Source organism: Micromonospora sp. NPDC049060 (assembly GCF_040649055.1).
GTDB lineage: Bacteria > Actinomycetota > Actinomycetes > Mycobacteriales > Micromonosporaceae > Micromonospora > Micromonospora reichwaldensis.
In genome coordinates, this window is record NZ_JBEZEV010000020.1 from 1 (window position 1) to 20,795 (window position 20,795).

Consider the following 20,795-nt stretch of genomic DNA (forward strand, 5'->3'; position numbering starts at 1 on the left):
GCCGGGCGTCCCGCCGCGCCGGCCCGGGACCAGGTAGCCGACGTACCTGCCGGTCGAGCCGCCGACCGGGCCCGGGCCATCGGCGTCGGTGGTTGTATCCCATTGGCAGGCACGAATGTCGACATGGTAGGTTAGTCCGAAATAATCGGCACATAACCCGCCTCTCCAGCGAGCGTTGCCATGCCAGCCGTGGCAGTCTGAGCAGAGGGCGCCAGCTCGAGGTCCCGGCTGTTCCGGAGTGCCAGCCCCTTCGACCCGAGCTTCGCCGCACGTTGCTGCATCGATGTGTATCGATGTCGATCCGCCGCCGACCGAACGGCTCCACGAACAGCCCGCCGGCGCGGCGTACTCCAGGGTCGGACGGCGCGGGACGCCGCACAGGCGGGAAGGAGTGACGGACGGTGGACATGACCGGAAACGACCGTGACCGGGCGGTACTCGTCGTCGCCTACAACAGCGCGGGGATGTTCAACCCGCTGCTCAACATCGCGGGCGAGTTGAAGGCCCGGGGCGTCGGGAACGTCTGGTTCGCATCGACCGAGGACCGCCGGGCAGACGTCGAGGGACTGCGCGGGCCGGGCGAGGTCTCGTTCGTCTCGCTCGGCCCGGCCCGGCCGCAGTCGTCACCGGACACCTGGGACGACGCGACGTACCGGCTGCTGACCACCGGCGACCGGGCGACCAGCTTCGCCCGGTACCTCGACGTCAGCACCGACTACGACCACGTGCGGCAGCTCCACCGGCGCTGCCTCCAGGTCATCGACGAGGTCGGGCCGGTGGTGGCCGTGGTCGACAGCCTCGCCAGCTGGGCGATGGACGCGGCGCAGACCCGGCAGCTGCCCTTCGTGGTCAGCATCTCGCTGCCGCCGTCCAACTTCTTCCAGGAGCAGCTGCCGTCGCGCTACCCGGCCGCGTTCTCCGGGCTGCCGGAGCGGATGACGCCCCGGCAGCAGGCGGCCAACGTCGGCTTCCGCAACCGGCTGGTGCGGGCGCTGATGGAGCCGGACCGGCTGCGGCGCAGCCTCGCCGCCGTGGCCGCCCGGAAGGCGGCCGGCATCCACAACCCGGAGATGCGCCCGGCCGGCTACGTCGAGGCCGCCGCGGCGCTCATGGCGTACACGGTCTTCGGCTTCGAGTACCCCTTCGCGACCGCCCCGGAGAAGCTGCGGATGCTCGGTCCCGTCGTGCCCCGGGAACTGCCGCCCGCCGACGGCGACGACGAGCTGACCCGGTGGCTCGACGTGCACCCCTCGGTGGTCTACATCGGCTTCGGCACCATCATGCGACTGTCGCGCGGCCAGGTGGACGCGATCGTCGAGATCGCCGACCGGCTCGGGCCCGAGCACGCCGTGCTGTGGAAGGTGCCCGCGCGCCAGCAGCACCTCCTCCCGCCAACGCGGCGGCTGCCGGGCAACCTGCGGGTGGAGGCGTGGGTGCCGTCGCAGCACCGGGTGCTGGCCCACCCGCACGTGCGGGTCTTCTTCAACCACGGCGCCGCCAACGCCATCCACGAGGCGGTCCACTTCGCCGTGCCGCAGCTGGTGATGCCGTTCTGGCTGGACTGCCCCGACGGGGCGGTGCGCGCGGTCGACAGCGGGGTGGCCCTGTCCGTCGAGCGCGCCGACTCGCCGGACGTCGAGGACGTCCTCGCCAAGCTCGGGCGGCTGCTGGGCGAGGAGACGTTCCGGGCGCGGGCGCAGCTGTGGAGCCGGCGGATGCGGCAGGCCGGCGGGGTCACCGCCGCCGCCGACCTCGTGCTGGAACACCGCGATGAGGCGGCGGTCCGTCGTACCGTCGGGCTGGCCGTCGGCTGATCTCCCGGTCGTCGTACGCGCCGCAGGGGCGCGGTGGGTCACACCCACCGCGCCCCTGCGACGTCGGTCAGGACGCGGCGCCCTGGGTCTCGTCGGCCAGCGCCTCCGCGTACGCGACGAGCCGGGACGGCAGGTCCGTGCGCCGCTTGACGTCGAGCTTGCGGTAGACCCGGGTCAGGTGCTGCTCCACCGTGCTCACGGTGATGAAGAGCTTGCTGGAGATCTGCCGGTTGGTGTGCCCCTGGGCGGCCAGCGCGGCGACCCGGCGTTCGGCGTCGCTCAGCCCGTCGTCCGGCTCCTGCAACTCGGCGGCGGCCGGGTACGCCGGCAGTCCGCTGCCCGGCTCCCGACGGATCAGCCGCTGGGCCAGCACCGACGCGCCGCAGTCCTGGGCGAGCTGGTAGGCGCGGCGGACGAGCAGTCGGGCGCGGGCGGAGTCCCCGGCACGTTGGAGCGTCTGGCCGGTGTCGCCGAGGGCCCGGACGAGTTCCAGCCGGTCGCCGCTGGACTGGAGCAGGTTGACCGCTTCGGAGAGCAGCTTGCGCCGGTGGTCCTGGGCGGCGGTGGTGGCGAGCAGCCGGAGCGTACGACCCCGGGTGCGGTCGTCGACCCCGTGCGGCACCCGCAGCTGCTCCTGGAGAAGCTGCGTGGCCTGCGCCTTGTTGCCGACGCTGAGCTGCACCCGGGCCAGCTCCAGCCGCCACGGCACCAGCCCGGCCGCGTCGATGCCCCAGGCGCGCATCAGCTCGCCGCACCGGCGCAGGTCGGTGGTGGCGGCGTGCGGCCGGCGCACGGCCAGGTGGTGCCGGGCCCGGGCGGCCAGGTAGTGCAGGCCCAGCGGGGTGCGGAACATGCCGGGCGGGACGGGGTGGGCGAGCCACCGTTCGGCCTCGGAGAACCGGCCCGACTCGGTCGCGCAGGCGACCAACGTGGCCAGCGGGCCGGCGACCGCCACGCCCCAGGCCGGGGCGGGCATGTCCTCCAGGGCCGCCCGCGCGTGGTGCTCCGCGCCGGGCAGGTCGCCGACGCGCAACGCCGCCTCCGCCCGGACCGCCCGGATGACGGCCCGCCACACCGGGGCGTGCTGGGCCGCCGGCCGGCCGAGCAGCACGTCTCCCCAGACCGCGGCCCGGTCGGACCGACCCGCCCAGAGCAGCGCCAGCAGGGGAGCGGTCAGCAGACCCAGCGCGCCGTCGTCCGTGTGGTGGCGCTGGAGAAGCTGCTCCGCGGTTGCCACGGTGTCGTTGTCCGCGGCCGGCGTCAGCGCGGTGCCGAGCACCGTCACCGCCTGGAGCAGCGGGCTGATCGTGGTCGGCGCGCTCGCCGCCCGGCTCCAGGCGCTCGGGGTCTCCCGCACGGTGGCCAGGTGCTCCGGGTGGGAGAGGCTGACCAGCAGCTGCATCATCCGCAGGCGACCGGCCGTACCGGCCGAGCCGTGCTCCTCGTCCGTCGGGAAGGCGCTGACCGCCTCGGTGGCCTCGTCCACCCGGCCCTGCCAGAGCAGGTAGGGCACGGCGGACAGGCCCGCGTCGGTGGACCACCCGGCGGCCCGCGCCGTCTCCACCAGCTCGGTCAGCTGCCCGTTCACGGCCAGCGGGTTGATCTGCCAGCGGGCGTTCACCAGCATCTCGGTGGTGGCGGTCCGCTGCTGCGCGTCGACCGGGGCGCGGGAGACCAGGCGCAGGCACGCGGCGGCCACGTCGGGCCGGCCCGACGCCAGCGCGTGGCCGGCGGCGTCCTGGAGCACCGGCACCACCCAGGGCGCGCTCGCCGAGCCGGCGGCCACCAGGTGCTCGGCGACCACGCTCGGCTCGGCCCCGTGGTCGTGCAGCACCTCGGCGGCTCGCTGGTGCAGGCTCCGCCGTTCGTCGGCCGACATGTCGCCAAGGATCGACCGCAGGATGCGCGGGTGGCGCAGCTGGTCGCCCTCCATCAGGCCCGAGGTGCGCAGCACCCGTACCGCCGGGGCCGTCGACTCGGGCACCACGTCGAGGAGGTGGCCGAGCAGTTCGGTCGTCGCGGGCCGGTTGAGCACCGCCAGCGCCTGCGCCACCCGGCGCACCCCCGGCTCGTGCCGGTACAGGCAACCGAGCACCGCCTGGTCGAACGCGTCGCCGACCGGCGGGCCGTACTCGTCGTTCGTCTCCGCGCCGGCCCGCTCCTCGAGCAGCGCCCGGGTGAGCAGCGGATTGCCGCCGGTCATGCGGACGCAGCGTTCCGCCGTCCGCCGGGCGTCGGCGTTGTCGGCCTCGCCGCCGACCAGCCGGGCGACGGCGTCGACGGTCAGCGGCGGCAGGCCGATGCGGGAGAAGTGCGGCTGGCTGAGCAGCTCGGCGCGGAACAGCGGGTGCGGCGGGCGCAGCGTCGAGGCCTCCGCGAGCACGACCATGATCCGGGCGTGGCGCAGCCGGCGGGTCACGTAGAGAAGGCAGTGCAGCGAGGCCGGGTCCGCGTGGTGCACGTCGTCGACGACGAGGACCAGGGGGCCGGCGGCGGTCAGGTCGAGCAGGGCGGCGAAGAGGCCGTGCAGCAGGGGGGCCCAGGCCCGGTCGCCGTCGGCCGCCTCGGCGCCGGGCTCGGGCAGCGGTACGGCGAAGGTGGCGTCCCGCATCAGCTTCTCGACCCGGGCCGCGGCCTCCGGCGTGAGCCGTGCACTGTGGAACAGCTGCCCGACCACTCCCAGGTGGAGCCCGCGCTCGGCCCGGGAGCCAGCGGCGCTCATCACCTGCCCGCCGGCGCCCGCCGCCCACTCGCTGAACGACTCCAGCAGGCTCGTCTTGCCGCTGCCCACGGCGCCGGTGACCAGCGCGACGTGTCCGCGCTGCTGGTCCTCACAAGCCTGGAACGCGTGCCGGAGACGGGTCGTCTGCTCCTCTTGCTGCACCAACACCAACGTGTCAGCCCTTCTCCTACGCGGCGCGGGACCGGGAACCCCGGTGTTGCCGACGCCGCCTCCCCCTTGCCGGACAGCCGCCCCTCCACCCGCGTCTTCCGGGTAGGGGTGGAGCGCACCGGGCCGCCGTGCCGGGTGGACCTGGAAATCCTTCGCCGGACCGGGGTTCTCGCCGTACGGTCCGGGTGCTCAGGGGAGTCTGGCACCGGCGTGGGTGTGCGACAACGGGCGCGAGACCCCATCGTTTCGCGCACAAACCTGCGGCCCTGAAACACATATAGGGGTTGCGCGAAGCGCGATGAAGGGGTGTCGGACTCGACCCGGTGGGGGAGATGGCGACACGGTGAGTGGCTGGTGTCGGGTGTGCGGCTTGATGGTGTCACATCGGCCTTCGCGACGCACGCCCGGTTGCACGCTCAGTGCTCAGGTGTGGACACCCGGCGACGGTCGGCGCAGGTGGCGGCCGAGGCCAACCCTCCACATTCGACTGAAAAGACCGGCGGAAGCCGGGGCGAACGGCGGCGGACGGCCGGCGGCGGTCCACGTCGAAGGCGGCCGCGGGTGCCGGGCGACGTGGTGGCGCGGGCCCCGTGCGGCCGCAGGTCGACGAACCGGTCCGGGGACGGGCCCCAGGAGACCACGGCCGGCGGTGAGCCGTGGCCGGGGCGGTCGGCGGGGCAGGAGCGGTGGTCTTCCGGCGAAGGTCAGCGCGGCCGGGGCCCGGCGGGCCGGTGGCCCGGGTCGTCCCTGCCTCGCGGCGGTGGGTCCAGGACCGTCGCGCCGGGTCGGTTCATGCGCAGCCGGGCGGCCAGCTCGCTGCGCGAGTTGACGTCCAGCTTCCGGTAGATCCGGGTCAGCCGCTGCTCGATGGCGCTGACGGTCAGGAAGAGCTTCTCGGCGATCTCGCGGTTGGTGTGGCCCTGGGCGGCCAGGGTGGCCACATTGCACTCCGCGTCGGTCAGTCCCCGGACGACGGCCGTCGCGCCGGCGCCCTCGGCGCCGCCGCTCCTGGCGGAGAGGCCGGGCCGCAGCATCGGGATCCCGCACTCCTCGGCGAGGACCCGGGCCGACCGCGCCGCGACGCGGGCCTGCCGCCGGTCGCCGACCTGCTGGTAGGCCTGACCGAGGTCGGCCAGGTTGTGCGCCAGCTCCATCCGGTCACCGCACTGCCGCAGCAGCCGGACGGCGCTGCGCAGGTGCGGGATCCGGTCCGGCCCGTCCTCCGTGGCGGCCAGCACCCGCAGGGCGGCGGCCCGGTGCCGCACGTGCACGGGCCGCAGCCGGGCCAGCTCTTCGCGGACCAACCGGCCGGCCTGCTGGCGGCGGCCCATCCGGAGCAGCGCCCGTGCCGACTCGGTCCGCCACGGGACGAGTCCCGAGAAGTCCAGCCGCCAGCGGTTCATCAGCTGCCCGCAGAGCTGGAAGTCGGCCAGGGCCGCCTCCGGGCTCTCCGCGGCGAGGGCGTGCATCCCGCGGGCCTGCAGGTAGTGCAGCCCGATCGGGGTCTCGAACATCGCCGGGGGCACCGGCACCTGGAGGGAGGCCGCCGCCGCGTCGAGCTGGTCCATGAAGGTGAGGGCCCGTACCCGGACGGCGAGCGGAATCCCGATCACCACTCCCCAGCCCTTCGGCGAGAGCTGACTGAGCGCCTCGTTGGCCAGCTTCTCGGCGCGGGGCAGGTCGCCGAGGCGTCCGGCGACGGCCGCCCGGAGTGCCGCGAGCGTCGCCGACGGCGTGGGGTAGCGCGGGGTGGCGGGGTTGCGGCCCAGCCGGTCGCACCAGTCGTCGGCCAGGTCCAGCCGGTCGGCGTAGATCATGGCGATGAGTGCGCAGACGGCGGTCCACATGTTCGGCTCGTCGTCCAGCCCGGTGGTCGACAGCGCCCGCTCGGCCTGCTCGACGGCGCCAGCGTCACCGCGGTCGAGCACGGCGGACAGCAGGGTGGCGCCCTCGATCCCGCGCTTGACCTTGGCCATGGTGAGCGGGTCCCGGGCGGCCACGGCGGGTGCGGGGCGGTCGACCATCACGCCGGGGTAGAGAGTCGACATCCAGCCCGTGGTGACGAGCAGTTCGGCGGCGGACCTCGGGTCGACGCTGTCCGCCCGTTCGCTCAGGTGGTTGACGAGATCGACGGCCTTGTCGATCTCGCCGTGCCAGAGCAGGTAGTGGATGGCGCCGGCGGCCTGCTGGCTGCCGAGGTGCCCGGCGCGGATGGCGCTGACGACGCCGACCAGGTGGGGGATCGCGGCCTGCGGGTCGAGACGCCACTCGGCGCGGGCCAGCGCGGAACGGATCCGCGCCCGCAGGCATTCGCCGGCGCAGCTCCGGTGCGCGCGGCGCAGGTAACGCAGCGCGGTCTCCATCTCGCCGTCGCGCAACGCCTGCTCGCCCGCGTCCAGCAGGGTCTGCGCCATCCAGGGCTCGGCCAGCTCGTCGATCCCGACCAGATGCGGCGCGATCCGGGCCGGGGCCGCGCCGTCGTCGTGCAGCAGGCAGGCCGCCTCCAGATGCAGCCGTGCGCGTTCCTCGGCGGTCATGCCGTCGAGGACGGCCTGGCTCACCGCCGGATGGCGCAGCCCCTGCTCGGTGATCAGTCCCGCGCTGGTCGAGTCGTCGATCGCTCCGAGCGCGGCCCGTGACCGTGCGTCGACGAGGTGGGGCAGCAGGTTGCCGTGCAGCGGCTCGCCGGTCACGGCCAGCACCCGGGCGGCGTTGAGCACCAGCTGGTCACAGCGGTACAGGCAGCTGAGCACGGCCTCCCGGAACGACTCCCCGGTCACGGGACGGTCGGCGGGCCGGGGCGCGGCCGCCTGGTCCTCGGCGAGCGCCTGCACCAGCAGCGGGTTGCCGCCGCTGATCCGATGGCTCTCCTCGGCGATGGTGCGGGCGACCGGAACGCCGAGTCGCCGGGCGAGCAGTTGGAACGTCCCGTCGGCGGTGAGCTGCGGCAGCCGGATGCGCTGCAGCCGCGCGGGTTGCAGCAGCTCGGCGTGCACCTCGGGCCGCCACGGCCGGGTGCGCGGCGCCTCCGTCAGGATGATCAGCACGGGTAGCCCGGAGATCCGTCGGGCCACGTAGTCGAGGCAACGCAGTGACGGCACGTCGGCGTGGTGGACGTCGTCGACCGCGATGACCAACGGCCCCTGCGCGGTCATCTCCAGCAGGGCCCCACCGATCGCGGCGGTGGCCAGGGCGGTGTCCTCGTGGTCCGTGTCGTCGGCGTCGGTCCAGGTGAGGGCACCGGCGTCCAGCAGCCGCCCGAGGCGGGCCCAGAGGTCGGGGTTGCCGGCTCCACTCAACGGCGCCGCCCGCACGAGCTGCCGGATGACCTCCAGCGGGACGGTGCGTTCGGCGCGGGAGGCACTCGCGCCGAGGACCCGTGCCCCGGAGTCGCAGGCCCGCCGGGCGAAGGTCTGCAACAGCGTGGTCTTGCCGGAGCCGACCGGGCCGGTCAGCACGGCGACGGTCCGGTTGGTCGGGGAGGCCTCGCTGCTGAACAGGTCCGTCAGCCGGCGTTCCAGCATGCTGAGCAGGCACGACCGCTCGGTCAGCTCCATCGACGCGGCCCCCGGAGGAACGTGCGGTCCGCGGTCACCGGAGGGGCCGCCCGCCCTGCGCGCCCCTGGAGCTCGACGAAATCGGAGACCGGCAATTCTTGACCCATTCCATTATTAGCAAATATAGACGACCATCGAGCATGGCCGGCGAACCATCGACCGACTTGACCGGATGGCGACTCCGGGTCGCGCCCCCGCCAGCGTCGGTGATAATTCCCCGGCCTCTCCGGGCCGGCCTTCCCCCTATCGACCACCGTGATGGTGGGAGTATGGCAGTTCGGCAATTGGGCGGCAAGCCGAGGTTTGTAAAGGATGGGCAAACATCGGTTCTGTCTCGCGTCGGCCCGACCTGGCTTCGTGCGTACGGCCGACAGCGGAAAGTCGCCGGGCGGTCCCGTAACGTGACAGTATGCCGCCGTGGCCCATTGGTCGCGCCTTTTCCGGCCCGCTCGGCGATTGGCGGACGCGTTCTTGCGTGCTAAGCGTCCGGTGCGTGTCCACGCCGTCACCGCGACGGAACTCCCGTCGTCGGCCCGTCGGCGGCGAAGCCGCCTCCCGTCGGTGGCCGTCCCGCGTCGGGTGGGGCCGGAAGCCCTCGACGTCATCCCGTGTAAGCGCTGCTCAACTCAGTGTCAACATGGCCGGCGGGCGGCCCGGCGGCCACGGGCGACGGTGCGGCCCGGCGTGGGAGCGCTGACTGTCGGAAGGGGGTCGGGGGTGCCTGCCGGCCCGCGGGCCCGGGCCGGCGACGAGGGGCTCCAGGGCGCGGTCGGGCGGCTCGACAATTGTTAAAGGTTCCCGATTGTTGCGGCGCGCGACATCGCCTGCCCGAAGTGCGACTGCGGGCCGCCGGGTCGCCCGGGATCGGGAGTCGGCGCGCGTCGCCCGATTCGGACCTTTGGGAAATTCACCGATTATGTTGTTAAAAAAGAATTATGCGCCAGGGGTCAGTCGGCGGGCGCCGGTGTCGCTGCGTGGGCGACGGAATGCGGTCGGATAAGTGTAACCGACATCAATGTATCAGCGTTGCATTACTGCTGATCGACAATTTCCTGTCAAAAGTCGACTCCAATGTCCGTCACTGTCGGCGAGTCGTCGTCCATCCATAGTGTCGGCCACGGGAAAGGGTGGTCCGGCCCGCCGCTGTCGGAAACCGGACGAGATCCTGTCCTACCTGGCCTGTCGGCCTCGCAGGGGACCCGGTCCGGGCAGCTAGGGGTTGTGCCGGGCCGATAGCCCGGCCTAATTTCGTGGCACCCGTTTCCATCATCGGGATGGTCGGATATGGGGCCGTGCCCCCGTGACCTGAAGGGTTCTGTGGCCGTCGTGATGTTCCACCTGCCGCCGCGACTCGTTGCCCCCCTCCGCAGGGGATAGCGCAGATGACACTGCTGCCGGCGCTGCGGGGATTCGGCGCGGACCGGGCCGATGCGGTCACGGTGGCTGGCGGCACGCTCTCCAGCGAGGCCCTGCTCGGCTGCGTCACCGCGGTCGCCGACCGGATCAGGGGTGCGGTCGCGGTGGCCGTCGACGGCACACCGACCCTGGAGACGGTGGTGGGAATGCTCGGCGCCGTCCACGCGGGCGTCCCGCTCGTACCGCTGCCCCCCGACGCGGACGAGTGCGAACGGGGCCGCATCCTGCGGCAGTCCGGGGCGACGGTGCTCCTCGGCCGCAACCGGTCCGACACCCACCGGCTGCCCACCGTCCCGGTCGACCTGCGGGAGCGCTCCTCGACACCGCACCCCGAGCCGGCGCCGGGCACCGACGCGGTCATCCTCTACACCGGGGGCGCCGGCGGGCCGTCGCGCGGGGTACGCATCTCGCGTCGCGCCATCGCCGCCGACCTCGACCTGCTGGCCGACGCGTGGCGGTGGAGCGAGGAGGACGTCGTGGTCCAGGGCGCGCCGCTGTTCCGGGCGTACGGCCTGGTCGTCGGCCTGCTCGGCGCGTTGCGGGTCGGCAGCCGCTTCGTCCACCTCGACCGCAACGCCGCCGCCGGACCGGTCGGCACCATGTACCTGGGGTTGCCCGAGCAGTGGGCGAAGATCGCGCTGAACGCCGGCTGGGCCCGGTCGCTGTCGGCGGCGCGGATCCTCATCTCCGCGGACGCCCCACTGGCCTGCGCCGTGGCCGAACGCCTCCGGCTGCTCACCTCGCACACGCCGGTCCAGGCGTACGGCACCACCGAGACGCTCATCGCGCTGACCGGGCGGGCCGACGACCCCACGGTTGCCGGTGCCGTCGGCACCCCCCTGCCCGGGGTGGAGACCCGGGTGCTGGACCGCGAGGCCCGACCGGTGCCGGCCGACGGCGAGTCGGTCGGCGAGTTGAGCATCTGCGGGCCGACGCTGTTCAGCGGCTACGTCGAGGGCGGGCGGGGCCATGCCGCCGGTCACTGGCACGCCACCGGCGACCTGGCCACCGTGGCCGCCGACGGCTCGTACCGGATCATCGGTCGGCGCGGGCTCGACGTGCTGCACTGCCGGGGCCGGCGGATGCACGCCGGGCAGATCGAGGAGGCGTTGCTGAGCCATCCCGGTGTCCGGGAGGCCGCCGTCGTCGGCACGCCGCACGACGCGCTCGGCGAGCAGGTCACCGCGTACGTCGTCGCCGAGGGGTTGACCGCGCAGGTGCTCATCGACCACGTCGGCCGGTACCTCTCCGCGGGTCAACGACCCCGGCGGGTGCACTTCGTCGACGAGCTGCCGCGCAGCGCGCTCGGCCGGATCAGGAAGTCCCTGCTGATCGCCGCCGGTTGAGCCGGCCGGGGGAGTGGGCGGCGGTCCACCGACGTCCGTCCCGCGGTCAGCCCTCCACCCAGCCGTGCCGTCGGGCCAGGTCCAGCATCCGGGCACGCACCGCCACGATCTGCGCCCCGGTCAGGTCCGACACGGAGGTGACCAGTGCCTCGGTGGTCTCCGTGCAGAAGGCCCGCTCGGAGAGCACGTCGCACAGGCCCTCGTCGTCCTCCGCACCGCCCGTGGACGGCCCGCCGTCCCTGCTGCGCCCGCCGGTGAACGCCACGCCGGCCCGGGAGGGCGCCGCGGTGCCGGCCGTCCCGTTGCGCTCCGCGCCCACGGCAGCGCCCACCACCCGCACCAGCACGGCCTTGGGGCCGCGGTCGGTCCCCACCGCCTCGTACTCCACCGGGACACCGGGCGTCAGCGCCCACTTGTCGCCGTCCAGCATGTTCGCGTGCACGAACACGTCGTCGCTGCCGTCGTCCGGGGCGATGAACCCGTAGCCCCGCACCTCGTCGAACCGCACCACCTTGCCAGTGAGCATCGCTTTTCCCGCATCCATCCGACCAAAATCCGCGTACCCCGCCCATGGAACCGGGGCCCGCCCCCAGACTGGCAGCCGCCCGCGCGGCCCGGCACCCGTACCCGACCCCTATGGTGCACCGTACCGTCGGTGCCGGCGCGGCGCGGCTCGCCGCAGCGCCTAGCATCGGCGGACGTGATCGAGCAGATCCTGCCTCCCGCCGTGGCGGTGGCCGAGGCCTTCACGGACCCCGCCGGCCTGACCCTGTTCCCCGAGGAAGAGGCGCTGGTGGCCCGGTCGGTGGAGAAGCGTCGCCGGGAGTTCACCACCGTGCGGCACTGCGCCCGCACGGCCCTCGGCGAGCTGGGCCTCACGCCGGTGCCGATCGTCTCCGGCGCCCGCGGCGCCCCGGTCTGGCCGGCCGGCGTGGTCGGCAGCATGACGCACTGCGACGGCTACCGGGCGGCGGTCCTCGGCCGTACGACCGCGTTCGCCACCCTCGGCGTGGACGCCGAGCCGCACGCGCCGCTGCCCGACGGGGTGCTCGACGCGATCGCCCTGCCGGCCGAGCGGGCGCGCACCGCCACGCTGGGCGCGGCCCGCCCCGCCGTCTGCTGGGACCGCCTGCTGTTCAGCGCGAAGGAGGCGGTGTACAAGGCGTGGTTCCCGCTCACCGGCCGGTGGCTGGACTTCTCGGAGGCGGACATCGTGATCGATCCGGCCGGCACGTTCGAGGCCCGGCTGCTGGTGCCCGGCCCGGTCCTCGGCGGGATCCCGGTGACGGCCTTCGCCGGCAGGTTCCTGGTCGAGCGGGGACTGGTCGCCACCGCGATCAGCATCCCGGCCGTTGTGCCCTAGTCCGCCGTCAGCCTGGTCTTCTGCACCTTGCCGAGGGCGTTGCGGGGCAGCGCGTCGACCAGGCGCACCTCGCGTGGCCGCTTGTGCGCCGACAGGTGCCGGGCCACGAAGTCGATAAGCTCGGCCCCGTCCACCCCGTCGCCCACCACGTACGCGGTGACCTGCTGGCCGAGGTCGGGGTGCGGGGTGCCCACCACGGCGGCCTCGCGGACCCCCGGGTGCGCCAGCAGGGCGTCCTCCACCTCGCCGGCGCCGATCCGGTAGCCGCCGCTCTTGATCAGGTCGGTGGACGCCCGCCCGACGATCCGGTGCCAGCCGTCCGGGTCGACGGTGGCGACGTCCCCGGTGCGGAACCAGCCGTCCGGGGTGCGGCTCGCCGCGTCGGCGTCCGGACGGTTCAGGTAGCCGTCGAACAGGGTGGGACCGTCGACCTGGAGCTCGCCCATCGCCGCCCCGTCGGCGGGGAGCGTGGCGCCGTTCTCGTCGACCAGCCGCGTACGCACCCCGGGCAGCGGCAGCCCGACGGTGCCCGGCCGGCGCGGGCCGTCCGCCCGGGCGCTCACCGTGATCAGGGTCTCGGTCATCCCGTACCGCTCGACGGGCCGGTGCCCGGTGAGGGTGGCGAGGTCCGCGAAGACGGCCGCCGGCAGCGCCGCGCTGCCCGAGACGAGCAGTCGCGCCGGACGCAGCGCCCGCGCCGAGTCCGGGTCGGCGGCGATCCGGGACCACACGGTCGGCACGCCGAAGTACATCGAGCCGTTGGCGGCGGCGTACCGTTCGGGTCGCGGCCGGCCCACGTGGTGCAGCCGGCCACCCAGCCGCAGCGGCCCGAGCACGCCGAGCACCAGCCCGTGCACGTGGAACAGCGGCAGGCCGTGCACCAGCAGGTCGTCCGGCGTCCACGCCCAGGCGTCGGCCAGCCCGTCCAGGCAGGCGGCGACGGCACGGCGGGAGATCACGGCGCCCTTCGGGGCGCCGGTGGTGCCGCTGGTGTAGAGGATCACCGCGGTGCCGGCCGGGTCCGGCTCGGGATGGACGGTGTCCGAGCGGTGGCTCAGGTCGACGGGTACGACGGCCCGGCCCGTGCCCTCGGTGGTGCGCCCCACGCCGGCCGGGACCAGCAGTGCCGTCGCGCGCGAGTCGCGCAGGATGTGGTCGCGCTCCATCGGCCCGGCGTCCGGCGGGACCGGCACGACCGCCGCCCCGGCCGTGAGGGCGCCGACCACCCCGACCACCGTCTCCAGGGTCGCCGTGGCCTCGATGGCCACCCGGTCGACGCCGTGCAGCTCGTCGGCCACCGCCGCGGCCAGGCGGCGCAGCTCCACCCAGGACACCGCGCGGTCGTCGACGCGGATGGCGTCCGGACGCTCGTCGGTGCCTCCCGCGAGCGCGCTCAACAGCGGCATGGTGCGACCCCTCTCCAGCGGCTCGGGCCCGGGCCGGTCCGGCCGGGCGTGCCGCGGCGGCCGGACGACGGGCACCCGGGACGCCGGTAGGGTCGGTGGGGCGCCGGCGGATCCAGGTGGGCGCGGTGCGCCGCGCCGGCGGGCCCGGAACGACGGTCCTGACCGTAGTCGGGGGCACCCCGGCCTGCCACCCCTACCGGGCGGCGCGCCGGATCGGACGGGCGGGAGGTGACGTCGGTGGTCGCGGACGCGACGGCGTGGACGGCGGTACCGGGCGGCGTCCGGGCCGTGGTGCTCGACCTCGACGGGGTGCTGGTCGACAGCCTCGCCGTGGCCAGGGAAGCGTTCGCCCTCGCGTACGCCGAGGTGGTCGGCGACGGCGTCGCCCCGGTCGAGGAGTACTGCCGCCACCCGGGCCGGTACCTGCCGGAGGTGCTGGAGCTGATGGGCCTGCCGGCGACGCTGGCCGGGCCGTTCGTGCGGGAGAGCAACCGCCTCGCGCACCGGGTCACCCCCGTCGACGGGGTGCCGGAGCTGCTAGGCACCCTGCGCCGGCGGGGGATCGGGCTGGCCGTGGCCACCGGCCGCAGCGGGGTCCGCGCCCGCGATCTGCTCGGCCGGCTCGGCCTGCTGCCGCTGGTCGACCACGTGGTGGGCTCGGACGAGGTGCCCCGGCCGAAGCCCGCTCCGGACATCGTGCGGCGGGCGCTGCGCCTGCTCGGGGCCCGCCCCGGGGAGGCGCTGATGGTCGGCGACGCCCCCAGCGACCTGGCCAGCGCGCGGGCGGCCGGGGTGCTGGCGGTGGCCGCGCTGTGGGGCGAATCCGACGAGGAGACCCTGCGCGCCGCCGGCCCCGACGTCGTCCTGACCCGACTCGACGAGCTGCTGCCGTTCTGCCCGGCCCGCCGGTGACCGACCCGCGTGGACGGACACCTGCGGTGACCGAGCGGCACCCCTGCCCCCGCGCCGCGTTCGCGGTCGGCACCCCTGTCCCGGGCCGATTCCCGGTTCGATACCCCCGATTTGTCAGCTGATCAGTTGATCGGCACATCGGTTGGCCGGATGATGTCGGGCGTCGGTCGGCCTGGCGCCGGCCGGCCGGCCCGTTCCCGCAAGCCGACGCCGCGATCAGCCGAGGGGTCCGCCCTTCTCGACGGCAACCCGCACGTGAAGGAGGACCACCCCCAATGCCGGTCATCGAAGTCGATCATCTGCAGAAACGGTACGGCGAGAAGATCGCGGTCGACGACGTCTCCTTCACCGTGGAACAGGGCGAGATCTTCGGCGTGCTCGGCCCGAACGGGGCCGGCAAGACCACCACGGTCGAGTGCGTGCAGGGGTTGCGTCGTCCCGACGGCGGCACCATCCGGGTGCTCGGGCTCGACCCGGTCCGCGACCGCACCGAGGTGCGGCAGCGCGTCGGCGCCCAGCTCCAGGAGAGCCAGCTGCCGGACAAGGTACGGGTGTGGGAGGCGCTGGACCTGTACCGGTCCTTCTACCGCAACCGGGCCGACATCGACGAGCTGCTGACCGACCTCGGCCTGGCCGAGCAGCGCAACACCTACTTCCAGAAGCTCTCCGGCGGTCAGAAGCAGCGGCTGTCGGTGGCCCTGGCGCTGGTCGGCAGGCCGGAGGTCGCCATCCTCGACGAGCTGACCACCGGCCTCGACCCGCAGGGTCGCCGGGACACCTGGGACCTGGTCGAGCGGATCCGCGACCGGGGCGTCACCGTCGTGCTGGTCACCCACTTCATGGAGGAGGCGCAACGCCTCTGCGACCGGCTCGCGATCATCGACAAGGGTCGGGTGGTGGCCATCGACAGCCCCGCCGGCCTGCTCACCCGGGTCGGCAGCGAGCACCGGGTGCACTTCCGTCCCGCCGAGCCGGTCGAGGACGCCCTGCTGCTCGCGGCGCCCGACGTGACGGGGGTTTCCCGCTACCGCGACGAGGTGACGGTGACCGGCACGAAGGACGTGCTCCAGTCGGTCCTGTCCGTGCTCAACGGGCGCGGGATCCGCTACGACGCGCTGCGGGTCGAGCAGCCCACCCTCGACGACGCGTTCGTCTCCCTCACCGGCCGTTCGGGCCGGACCGCCGCGCAGTCCCCGACCGACGGGAGGTCGTCGTGAGCGCCCTGTCCAAGCTGATCGCCGTCGAGACGAAGCTGTTCCTGCGGGAACCGGTGTCGTTGTTCTTCGTGTTCGCCCTGCCGATCGGCCTGATGCTCGTCTTCGGGTTGCCGCAGCGCGCCGGCACGGCCGCCGACACCGGGCAGCACGCCGAGCAGACCTTCCTGCCGTCGCTGGCGCTTGCCCTCACCATCGGCATGCTCGCGCTCTTCACCCTGCCGATGGCGCTCGGCATCTACCGGGAACGCCGGGTGCTGCGCCGCCTGGCGACCACCCCGGTGCAGCCCGCGCTCCTGCTGGTGGCGCAGGTGGTGGTCAACCTGGTGATGGGCGTCCTCGGCGCGGTGGTCACCGCGATCGCCGTACGGTTCCTGCTGGACCAGCCGGCGCCGGCCAACGTTCCCGGTTTCGTGCTGGCCTTCCTGCTCGGGGTGGCGTGCCTCTTCGCCGTCGGTCTGCTGATCGCGGCGCTGGCGCCCTCCGCCCGGGCGGCGCAGTCGATCGGTCCCGCGCTGTTCTTCCCGCTGCTCTTCCTGGCGGGCGCCTGGCTGCCCCGTGACCGGATGCCGAGCGCGCTGGCCGCCATCGCCGACTACTCGCCGCTGGGTGCCACGGTGGACACCCTCGGTGCGGCGTGGGCGGGCGCCAACCCGGAGCTGCCGCAGCTGATCGCCCTGGCGGTGACGGCCGTGGTCGGCTCCGCGGCGGCCACCCGGTTCTTCCGCTGGGAGTGATCCCCCGCACCCCCCATGGCGGGTGCGGGGGACGTCGTCGCTGCCCAGGGCCGTTCCTAGGGGTGGCCTAAGGGTGTCCGCCGAATGTGATCTGGATTACGTTCGGAGCAGAACGGGCGCCCGGTCACCGGACAAGGACGTTCGGCCGTGAAGCGTCCGTTCACCCGGCAACGGGTGTCGTCAGGCCTGTGTGGACGTGTCCGCCGTGCGGCGGCTCGTCCGAGGTGTGCGGAATGCGACGGAGGTCGTGCCATGAAGGACGTTTCGCAAGCTGATCCGGTCACCCGGGACGCAGTCGGCGTCATCGACGTCGTCCTGGAGGGCGGTCCGGTCGATCTGCCGGCCGACCTGCGCAGCCGCCAGGTGGCGCGGGCGGAGGAGAAGATCAAGGTCCTGCACTACGGCGGGTACGAGCACTTCGAACGGGGCGCCACCCCGCTGGCGGTCGACCTTCCGGTGGTCTTCCGCTGGACCGGTCGGACCCGGATCGCCGAGTAGGGGAAGGGCGGCACCAGTCACATGAGGGCACAGAACCACCGGCCGGGTCCCCACCTGACGGTCAGCGACACGAACGAGGCCATCGCCTTCTACACGGATGTCTTCGACGCCGTCGCGATCGTCCGGGAGTGTCTGCTCGACGGGCACGTCCTGCACGCGGAGCTGGCCGTCGGCGGCCACCGCCTGACCGTCAGCGAGTGGTACGAGGCGGGCGCGCCGTCGGCGGTGGAGAGCCGCGACGACGTGCTGACCATCGAGCGGACCGACCCCGAGTCGGTGCTGCGGCGGGCGGTGGCCGCCGGTGCCCGCGTCGAGACGCCGGCGGATCCGTCGCGCCAGGTGACGCTGCGCGATCCCGCCGGCCTGTGCTGGACCGTCGTCGGCCCGCAGCGGGCGGCGTAGGCGAACACCCGCGACGCCCACCGCTCCGTCGGTCATCGCACCGCGCGGGAGCGGTGGGCGTTGCGGGTGCGCAGGGCGAAGAAGAGCGCCGCGGCCCGGCGGACCTCACCCGGTCGTTGCGGATCCGCGGCGATCTCGTGCAGCAGGTCCCGGTCGGCGCGGTCCGCCGCCAGGGTGGTCAACAGCGAGAAGCATTCCCGGGCGGCGTCCCGGCCGCCGGGACCGTCCGCGCCGTCGGACCAGTGGGTGAGCAGCGCCGCCAGCACGTCCGCCCGGAACGCCGGCGCGCTGGCGGCGGCCGTGCCCCGGCCGGCGAGCAGGTGACCCGCGGCGATCGCCCCGACCGGCTCGGTCAGCCGGGCGCGCAGGAAGGCCGGAGTGACGGCGGCCCGGCTGATCGCCTGCAGCGCGACGAACCGCGCCGAGCCGGTGTTCATCAGCGTCACCCACTCGTCGGGCCGCCAGTCGCGGGCGAGCGGCCCGGCCGCCAGGTACTCCACCAGGCTGGGCCAGACCGAGGCCAGGGCGTGGCGGTCGGCCCGGAAGAGGTCGGTGGCGAGCAGGATCTGCCGTACCCGCGCGGGCCAGTCGGGCAGCACCGTCGCCGGGGGAGCCGGGGCGTGGGCCGCCGACCAGTCGACGACGGCCGCCACCGGGTCGCCGGCGGCGACGGCGGCGGTCGCCGCCACCTCGACGAGGTCGGTGTGCCGGGTGTCCAGCCAGGCGGCGACCGCCTCGCCGTCGGGCGGGTGGCGCCGCAGCGCCGCGCAGGCGGCGTCGAGGCTGGCCCGGCCGCCGCGCAGCAGGGCGCGGACGAACTCGTCGAGCAGGGCGGCCGGGCCCGTCGGCGTGGCCGCCTCCGCCTGCCCGCCCTCCCAGACCAGCACCGCGACGGTGGCGGTGAGCGGATTGTGCACCGGCCCGGTGATGCGCTGGGCGTGGGTCCAGTCCAGGAACCTGCGGGCCGTGGCGCCGTCGGGGAACCAGTGGGCCGCCAGCAGCGCCACGTCCGCGTCGGTGAAGTGCGCCAGGTGGTACGCCGGATAGTCGTCGCCCAGCACGGCCAGCTCGTCCTCCGCCAGGTGCCGCGTGGTCACCAGGACCCGCCAGGGCCTCGGCGGGCCGGCCGGTCCGGGGGAGCGGGCCAGCTCCGCGAGGCGGTTCAGGACGACGGCCCGCTCGTCCGGGTCGGTCACGGCGTCGAGAGCGTCGACGCAGACCAGCCACCGCCGGCCGGGGGCGGGGGCCTGCTCGACGTCGAGCGGGGCGCCGTCGCGCGGGTACGCCTCGGCGAGCGCCGCGGACAGCGGCTGGCGCACCAGGGCGGCGGCCGGCAGGCTCACCAGCACCGGCCCGGGCGGGCAGCGCCGTCGCCGCCCGCGCCCGGCGAGCCACCGTCGCGCCGAGCGGGCGCTCTCGTAGCGCACGAGCGCCGTCTTCCCGCTGCCCGGCTCCCCGATCAGCAGCACGTTGCCGGCGCCGGTGAGCAGGTCCGCCACGTCGACGCTGTCGCCGTCGCCGGACGGGGCGAGCCGTGGCACCGCGCGACGCGGCACGTACACCTCGGACAGCGGCTTGACGTAGCCGCCGAAGCGGTGCGGGTGGACGATGCCGGCGTCGGCCTCGCCGCGCCAGACCGGGCGCAGCGCGGCCCACCAGCCGCGCCGGCCCCGGGCGCGGTGGCGGAGGGCGACGGTCGCGGTGACGAGCGCGGTGGCGAGCGTCACCGTGCCGCCGACGACACTGGCGACCTTGTCCGAGACGTCCAGGTCCATCGCCGGTCAGGACTGCCCGGCGGGCTGGTCCGCGGACAGGTGGTGGGTGCCGCAGCCCTGGCAGTACGCGCCGGTCTGCTCCTCGCGGCAGTGCCGCCACGGCGCGGGCGGTCCGGCCGGCGCGACCCGCTGGGCCGGCGGCTCCTGCGGTCCCCAGCGGGACGTGTGGTGGGCCACGACCAGGGAGGACTGCGTGAGTCGGGCGTCGACGTCGGGCTTGAGGCGGACCCGGCCGTCGGCGGCGTCCAGGACGTCCACGACGCGGGCGAGCAGGGCGACGTCGTCGTCGCGGCCCGTGGCGTGGGCGAGCGCCACCGCGCGCCCGAGGTGCTCCTCCGCCTCGACGACCCGGCCCGCCCGGGCGGCGGCCAGCCCGCGCTGGACCGCCGCCGCGTAGTCCTGCTGACGGGTGTAGTACGCGACGCTCTCGTTGATCTCCGAGTACCGCAGGGCGTCCTCGGTCCACTCCACGTCGAGCGGCACCTCGACCGGCGTGGTGGCCGCGCCCGCGTGGACGCTCAACCAGCCGATGCGCCGGCTCGCCCCGGGCGCCATCGCGTCGACCTCCAGGGCGACGTGGTAGTCCCGCTGGTCGTGCGGGCTCCACGCGCCGACCGGGTAGTCGGTGCCCAGATCGCCGGCCGGCTCGCCGCGCCCGCTCAGGTCGGCCAGCGCCGGGTGCACCTGCTTGACGAAGCGGACCCGGGCCAGCCCGGTGGTGCGCACCCGGAGCCGGACGTCGGGGACCCGCCGGGACATCGCGCGGGTCAGCACCGCCCGGAAGTCGTCGGCGAGCCCGTTGAGGTCCTCGACCGGCACGACGGGGTTGGCGCCCAACGCCTCCGCGATGCCGAGCAGTTCCGCCGCGTCCCAGTCGTGCACGCCGTCGGCGGAGCCGATGGCGCGGCAGTCGACGGTGAACCGGCCCACGCACTCGTCCACCGCCGTCCGCAGGTCGGCGGGGAGTTGGGACTCGTTGCGCCCGTCGGTGAGCAGGATGACGTGCCCGATCGCGTCCGGCCGCGTGGCCAGCAGGTGGCGGGCCAGCAGCAGCCACGTGCCGATGGCGGTCCCGCCGTGCGGCGTCACGTGCCGCAGCGCCTTGCGGGCGGCGGCCCGGGTGGCCTCGTCGGCGACCGCCAGCCGCCGGTCGACCGGGTAGACCATCGTGGCGCGGGCGGTGCCGGCCACCACCGCGAACGCGACCCCGTCGGGCAGGGCGTCGATGGCCGCGGCGGTGGCCCGCCAGGCGGCGCGCATCTTGACCTGGGGGGCGCCCATCGAGCCCGAGGAGTCGAGCAGGATCACCTCCGCGAGGTCGTCGTGCCGGACGTCGGCGTGGACGGGTTCCTCGCCCCGGACGGTGGCGACCACGTCGAGGACCGCCCCGTCGGCGGAGACGCACTCGGTGTGGTGCGCGCGCAGCCGCAGCGGCAGATCGTTGGCGGGGGACACGGGTGAC

The 20,795-nt window shown here is 74.6% G+C and carries 14 protein-coding genes; 8 read left to right on the forward strand and 6 right to left on the reverse strand.

Annotated features, from left to right (window positions below; all coding sequences use genetic code 11):
• The first annotated feature begins 407 nt into the window (after positions 1–407).
• Positions 408–1,814, forward strand: a complete 1,407-nt coding sequence (locus AB0B83_RS11110; protein ID WP_357578015.1) for a glycosyltransferase — start codon at positions 408–410, stop codon at positions 1,812–1,814.
• Between the two features lie 67 nt (positions 1,815–1,881).
• Here AB0B83_RS11110 and AB0B83_RS11115 read toward each other — a convergent pair whose 3' ends face one another.
• On the reverse strand, positions 1,882–4,698 hold the full coding sequence (locus AB0B83_RS11115; RefSeq protein WP_357578016.1) for an AAA family ATPase: 2,817 nt from the start codon (positions 4,696–4,698) through the stop codon (positions 1,882–1,884).
• A 713-nt stretch (positions 4,699–5,411) separates the two neighbouring features.
• A complete protein-coding gene (locus AB0B83_RS11120) occupies positions 5,412–8,264 on the reverse strand; it encodes an AAA family ATPase (RefSeq protein WP_357578017.1) in 2,853 nt (950 codons plus the stop codon).
• Positions 8,265–9,646: 1,382 nt separating this feature from the next.
• Between AB0B83_RS11120 and AB0B83_RS11125 the strand changes: the two genes are divergently transcribed.
• Positions 9,647–11,026 (forward strand): AMP-binding protein, encoded by a 1,380-nt coding sequence (locus AB0B83_RS11125; protein WP_357578018.1) that lies wholly within the window; start codon positions 9,647–9,649, stop codon positions 11,024–11,026.
• 46 nt (positions 11,027–11,072) lie between these two features.
• On the opposite strand, the gene AB0B83_RS11130 is transcribed toward AB0B83_RS11125, so the two are convergent.
• Complete coding sequence (locus AB0B83_RS11130; protein WP_357578019.1) at positions 11,073–11,552, reverse strand: cold shock domain-containing protein; 480 nt, start codon at positions 11,550–11,552, stop codon at positions 11,073–11,075.
• Between the two features lie 174 nt (positions 11,553–11,726).
• Here AB0B83_RS11130 and AB0B83_RS11135 point away from each other — a divergent pair, with 174 nt between their 5' ends.
• A complete protein-coding gene (locus tag AB0B83_RS11135; RefSeq protein ID WP_357578020.1) occupies positions 11,727–12,389 on the forward strand; it encodes a 4'-phosphopantetheinyl transferase superfamily protein in 663 nt (220 codons plus the stop codon).
• On the opposite strand, the gene AB0B83_RS11140 is transcribed toward AB0B83_RS11135, so the two are convergent.
• The gene (locus AB0B83_RS11140; protein WP_357578021.1) at positions 12,386–13,795 is read right to left on the reverse strand and encodes an acyl-CoA synthetase; all 1,410 of its coding nucleotides are present in this window, start codon (positions 13,793–13,795) and stop codon (positions 12,386–12,388) included. The two genes, AB0B83_RS11135 and AB0B83_RS11140, sit on opposite strands and share 4 nt — an antisense overlap.
• 237 nt (positions 13,796–14,032) lie before the next feature.
• On the opposite strand from AB0B83_RS11140, the gene AB0B83_RS11145 reads away from it, so the two are divergent.
• The 5 genes from AB0B83_RS11145 to AB0B83_RS11165 all read left to right on the forward strand — a co-directional run bounded on the left by AB0B83_RS11145 (position 14,033) and on the right by AB0B83_RS11165 (position 17,558).
• The gene (locus tag AB0B83_RS11145) at positions 14,033–14,707 is read left to right on the forward strand and encodes an HAD-IA family hydrolase (protein WP_357578022.1); all 675 of its coding nucleotides are present in this window, start codon (positions 14,033–14,035) and stop codon (positions 14,705–14,707) included.
• A 275-nt stretch (positions 14,708–14,982) separates the two neighbouring features.
• A complete protein-coding gene (locus AB0B83_RS11150; protein WP_311410136.1) occupies positions 14,983–15,924 on the forward strand; it encodes an ABC transporter ATP-binding protein in 942 nt (313 codons plus the stop codon).
• Entirely contained in the window at positions 15,921–16,658 is a 738-nt protein-coding gene (locus AB0B83_RS11155) for an ABC transporter permease (protein ID WP_151452394.1), read from the forward strand. Before AB0B83_RS11150 ends, AB0B83_RS11155 begins: the two co-directional genes overlap by 4 nt.
• A 252-nt stretch (positions 16,659–16,910) precedes the next feature.
• The gene (locus AB0B83_RS11160; RefSeq protein ID WP_311410138.1) at positions 16,911–17,156 is read left to right on the forward strand and encodes a DUF5988 family protein; all 246 of its coding nucleotides are present in this window, start codon (positions 16,911–16,913) and stop codon (positions 17,154–17,156) included.
• 21 nt (positions 17,157–17,177) lie between these two features.
• The gene (locus AB0B83_RS11165; protein WP_151452392.1) at positions 17,178–17,558 is read left to right on the forward strand and encodes a VOC family protein; all 381 of its coding nucleotides are present in this window, start codon (positions 17,178–17,180) and stop codon (positions 17,556–17,558) included.
• A gap of 32 nt (positions 17,559–17,590) precedes the next feature.
• Here the strand turns inward: AB0B83_RS11165 and AB0B83_RS11170 are convergent, their stop codons facing one another.
• Positions 17,591–19,333 (reverse strand): hypothetical protein, encoded by a 1,743-nt coding sequence (locus AB0B83_RS11170; protein ID WP_357578023.1) that lies wholly within the window; start codon positions 19,331–19,333, stop codon positions 17,591–17,593.
• 6 nt (positions 19,334–19,339) lie between these two features.
• Entirely contained in the window at positions 19,340–20,788 is a 1,449-nt protein-coding gene (locus AB0B83_RS11175) for a VWA domain-containing protein (protein ID WP_357578024.1), read from the reverse strand.
• Positions 20,789–20,795 lie beyond the last annotated feature (7 nt).

What these genes read in the sequence shown, in the direction of transcription:
- AB0B83_RS11140 (WP_357578021.1), bottom strand. Translation starts at nt 13,795, where the DNA reads ATGCCGCTGTTGAGCGCGCTCGCGGGAGGCACCGACGAGCGTCCGGAC.
- AB0B83_RS11110 (WP_357578015.1), top strand. Translation starts at nt 408, where the DNA reads ATGACCGGAAACGACCGTGACCGGGCGGTACTCGTCGTCGCCTACAAC.
- AB0B83_RS11160 (WP_311410138.1), top strand. Translation starts at nt 16,911, where the DNA reads ATGAAGGACGTTTCGCAAGCTGATCCGGTCACCCGGGACGCAGTCGGC.
- AB0B83_RS11130 (WP_357578019.1), bottom strand. Translation starts at nt 11,552, where the DNA reads ATGCTCACTGGCAAGGTGGTGCGGTTCGACGAGGTGCGGGGCTACGGG.
- AB0B83_RS11165 (WP_151452392.1), top strand. Translation starts at nt 17,178, where the DNA reads ATGAGGGCACAGAACCACCGGCCGGGTCCCCACCTGACGGTCAGCGAC.
- AB0B83_RS11125 (WP_357578018.1), top strand. Translation starts at nt 9,647, where the DNA reads ATGACACTGCTGCCGGCGCTGCGGGGATTCGGCGCGGACCGGGCCGAT.
- AB0B83_RS11120 (WP_357578017.1), bottom strand. Translation starts at nt 8,264, where the DNA reads ATGGAGCTGACCGAGCGGTCGTGCCTGCTCAGCATGCTGGAACGCCGG.
- AB0B83_RS11150 (WP_311410136.1), top strand. Translation starts at nt 14,983, where the DNA reads ATGCCGGTCATCGAAGTCGATCATCTGCAGAAACGGTACGGCGAGAAG.
- AB0B83_RS11170 (WP_357578023.1), bottom strand. Translation starts at nt 19,333, where the DNA reads ATGGACCTGGACGTCTCGGACAAGGTCGCCAGTGTCGTCGGCGGCACG.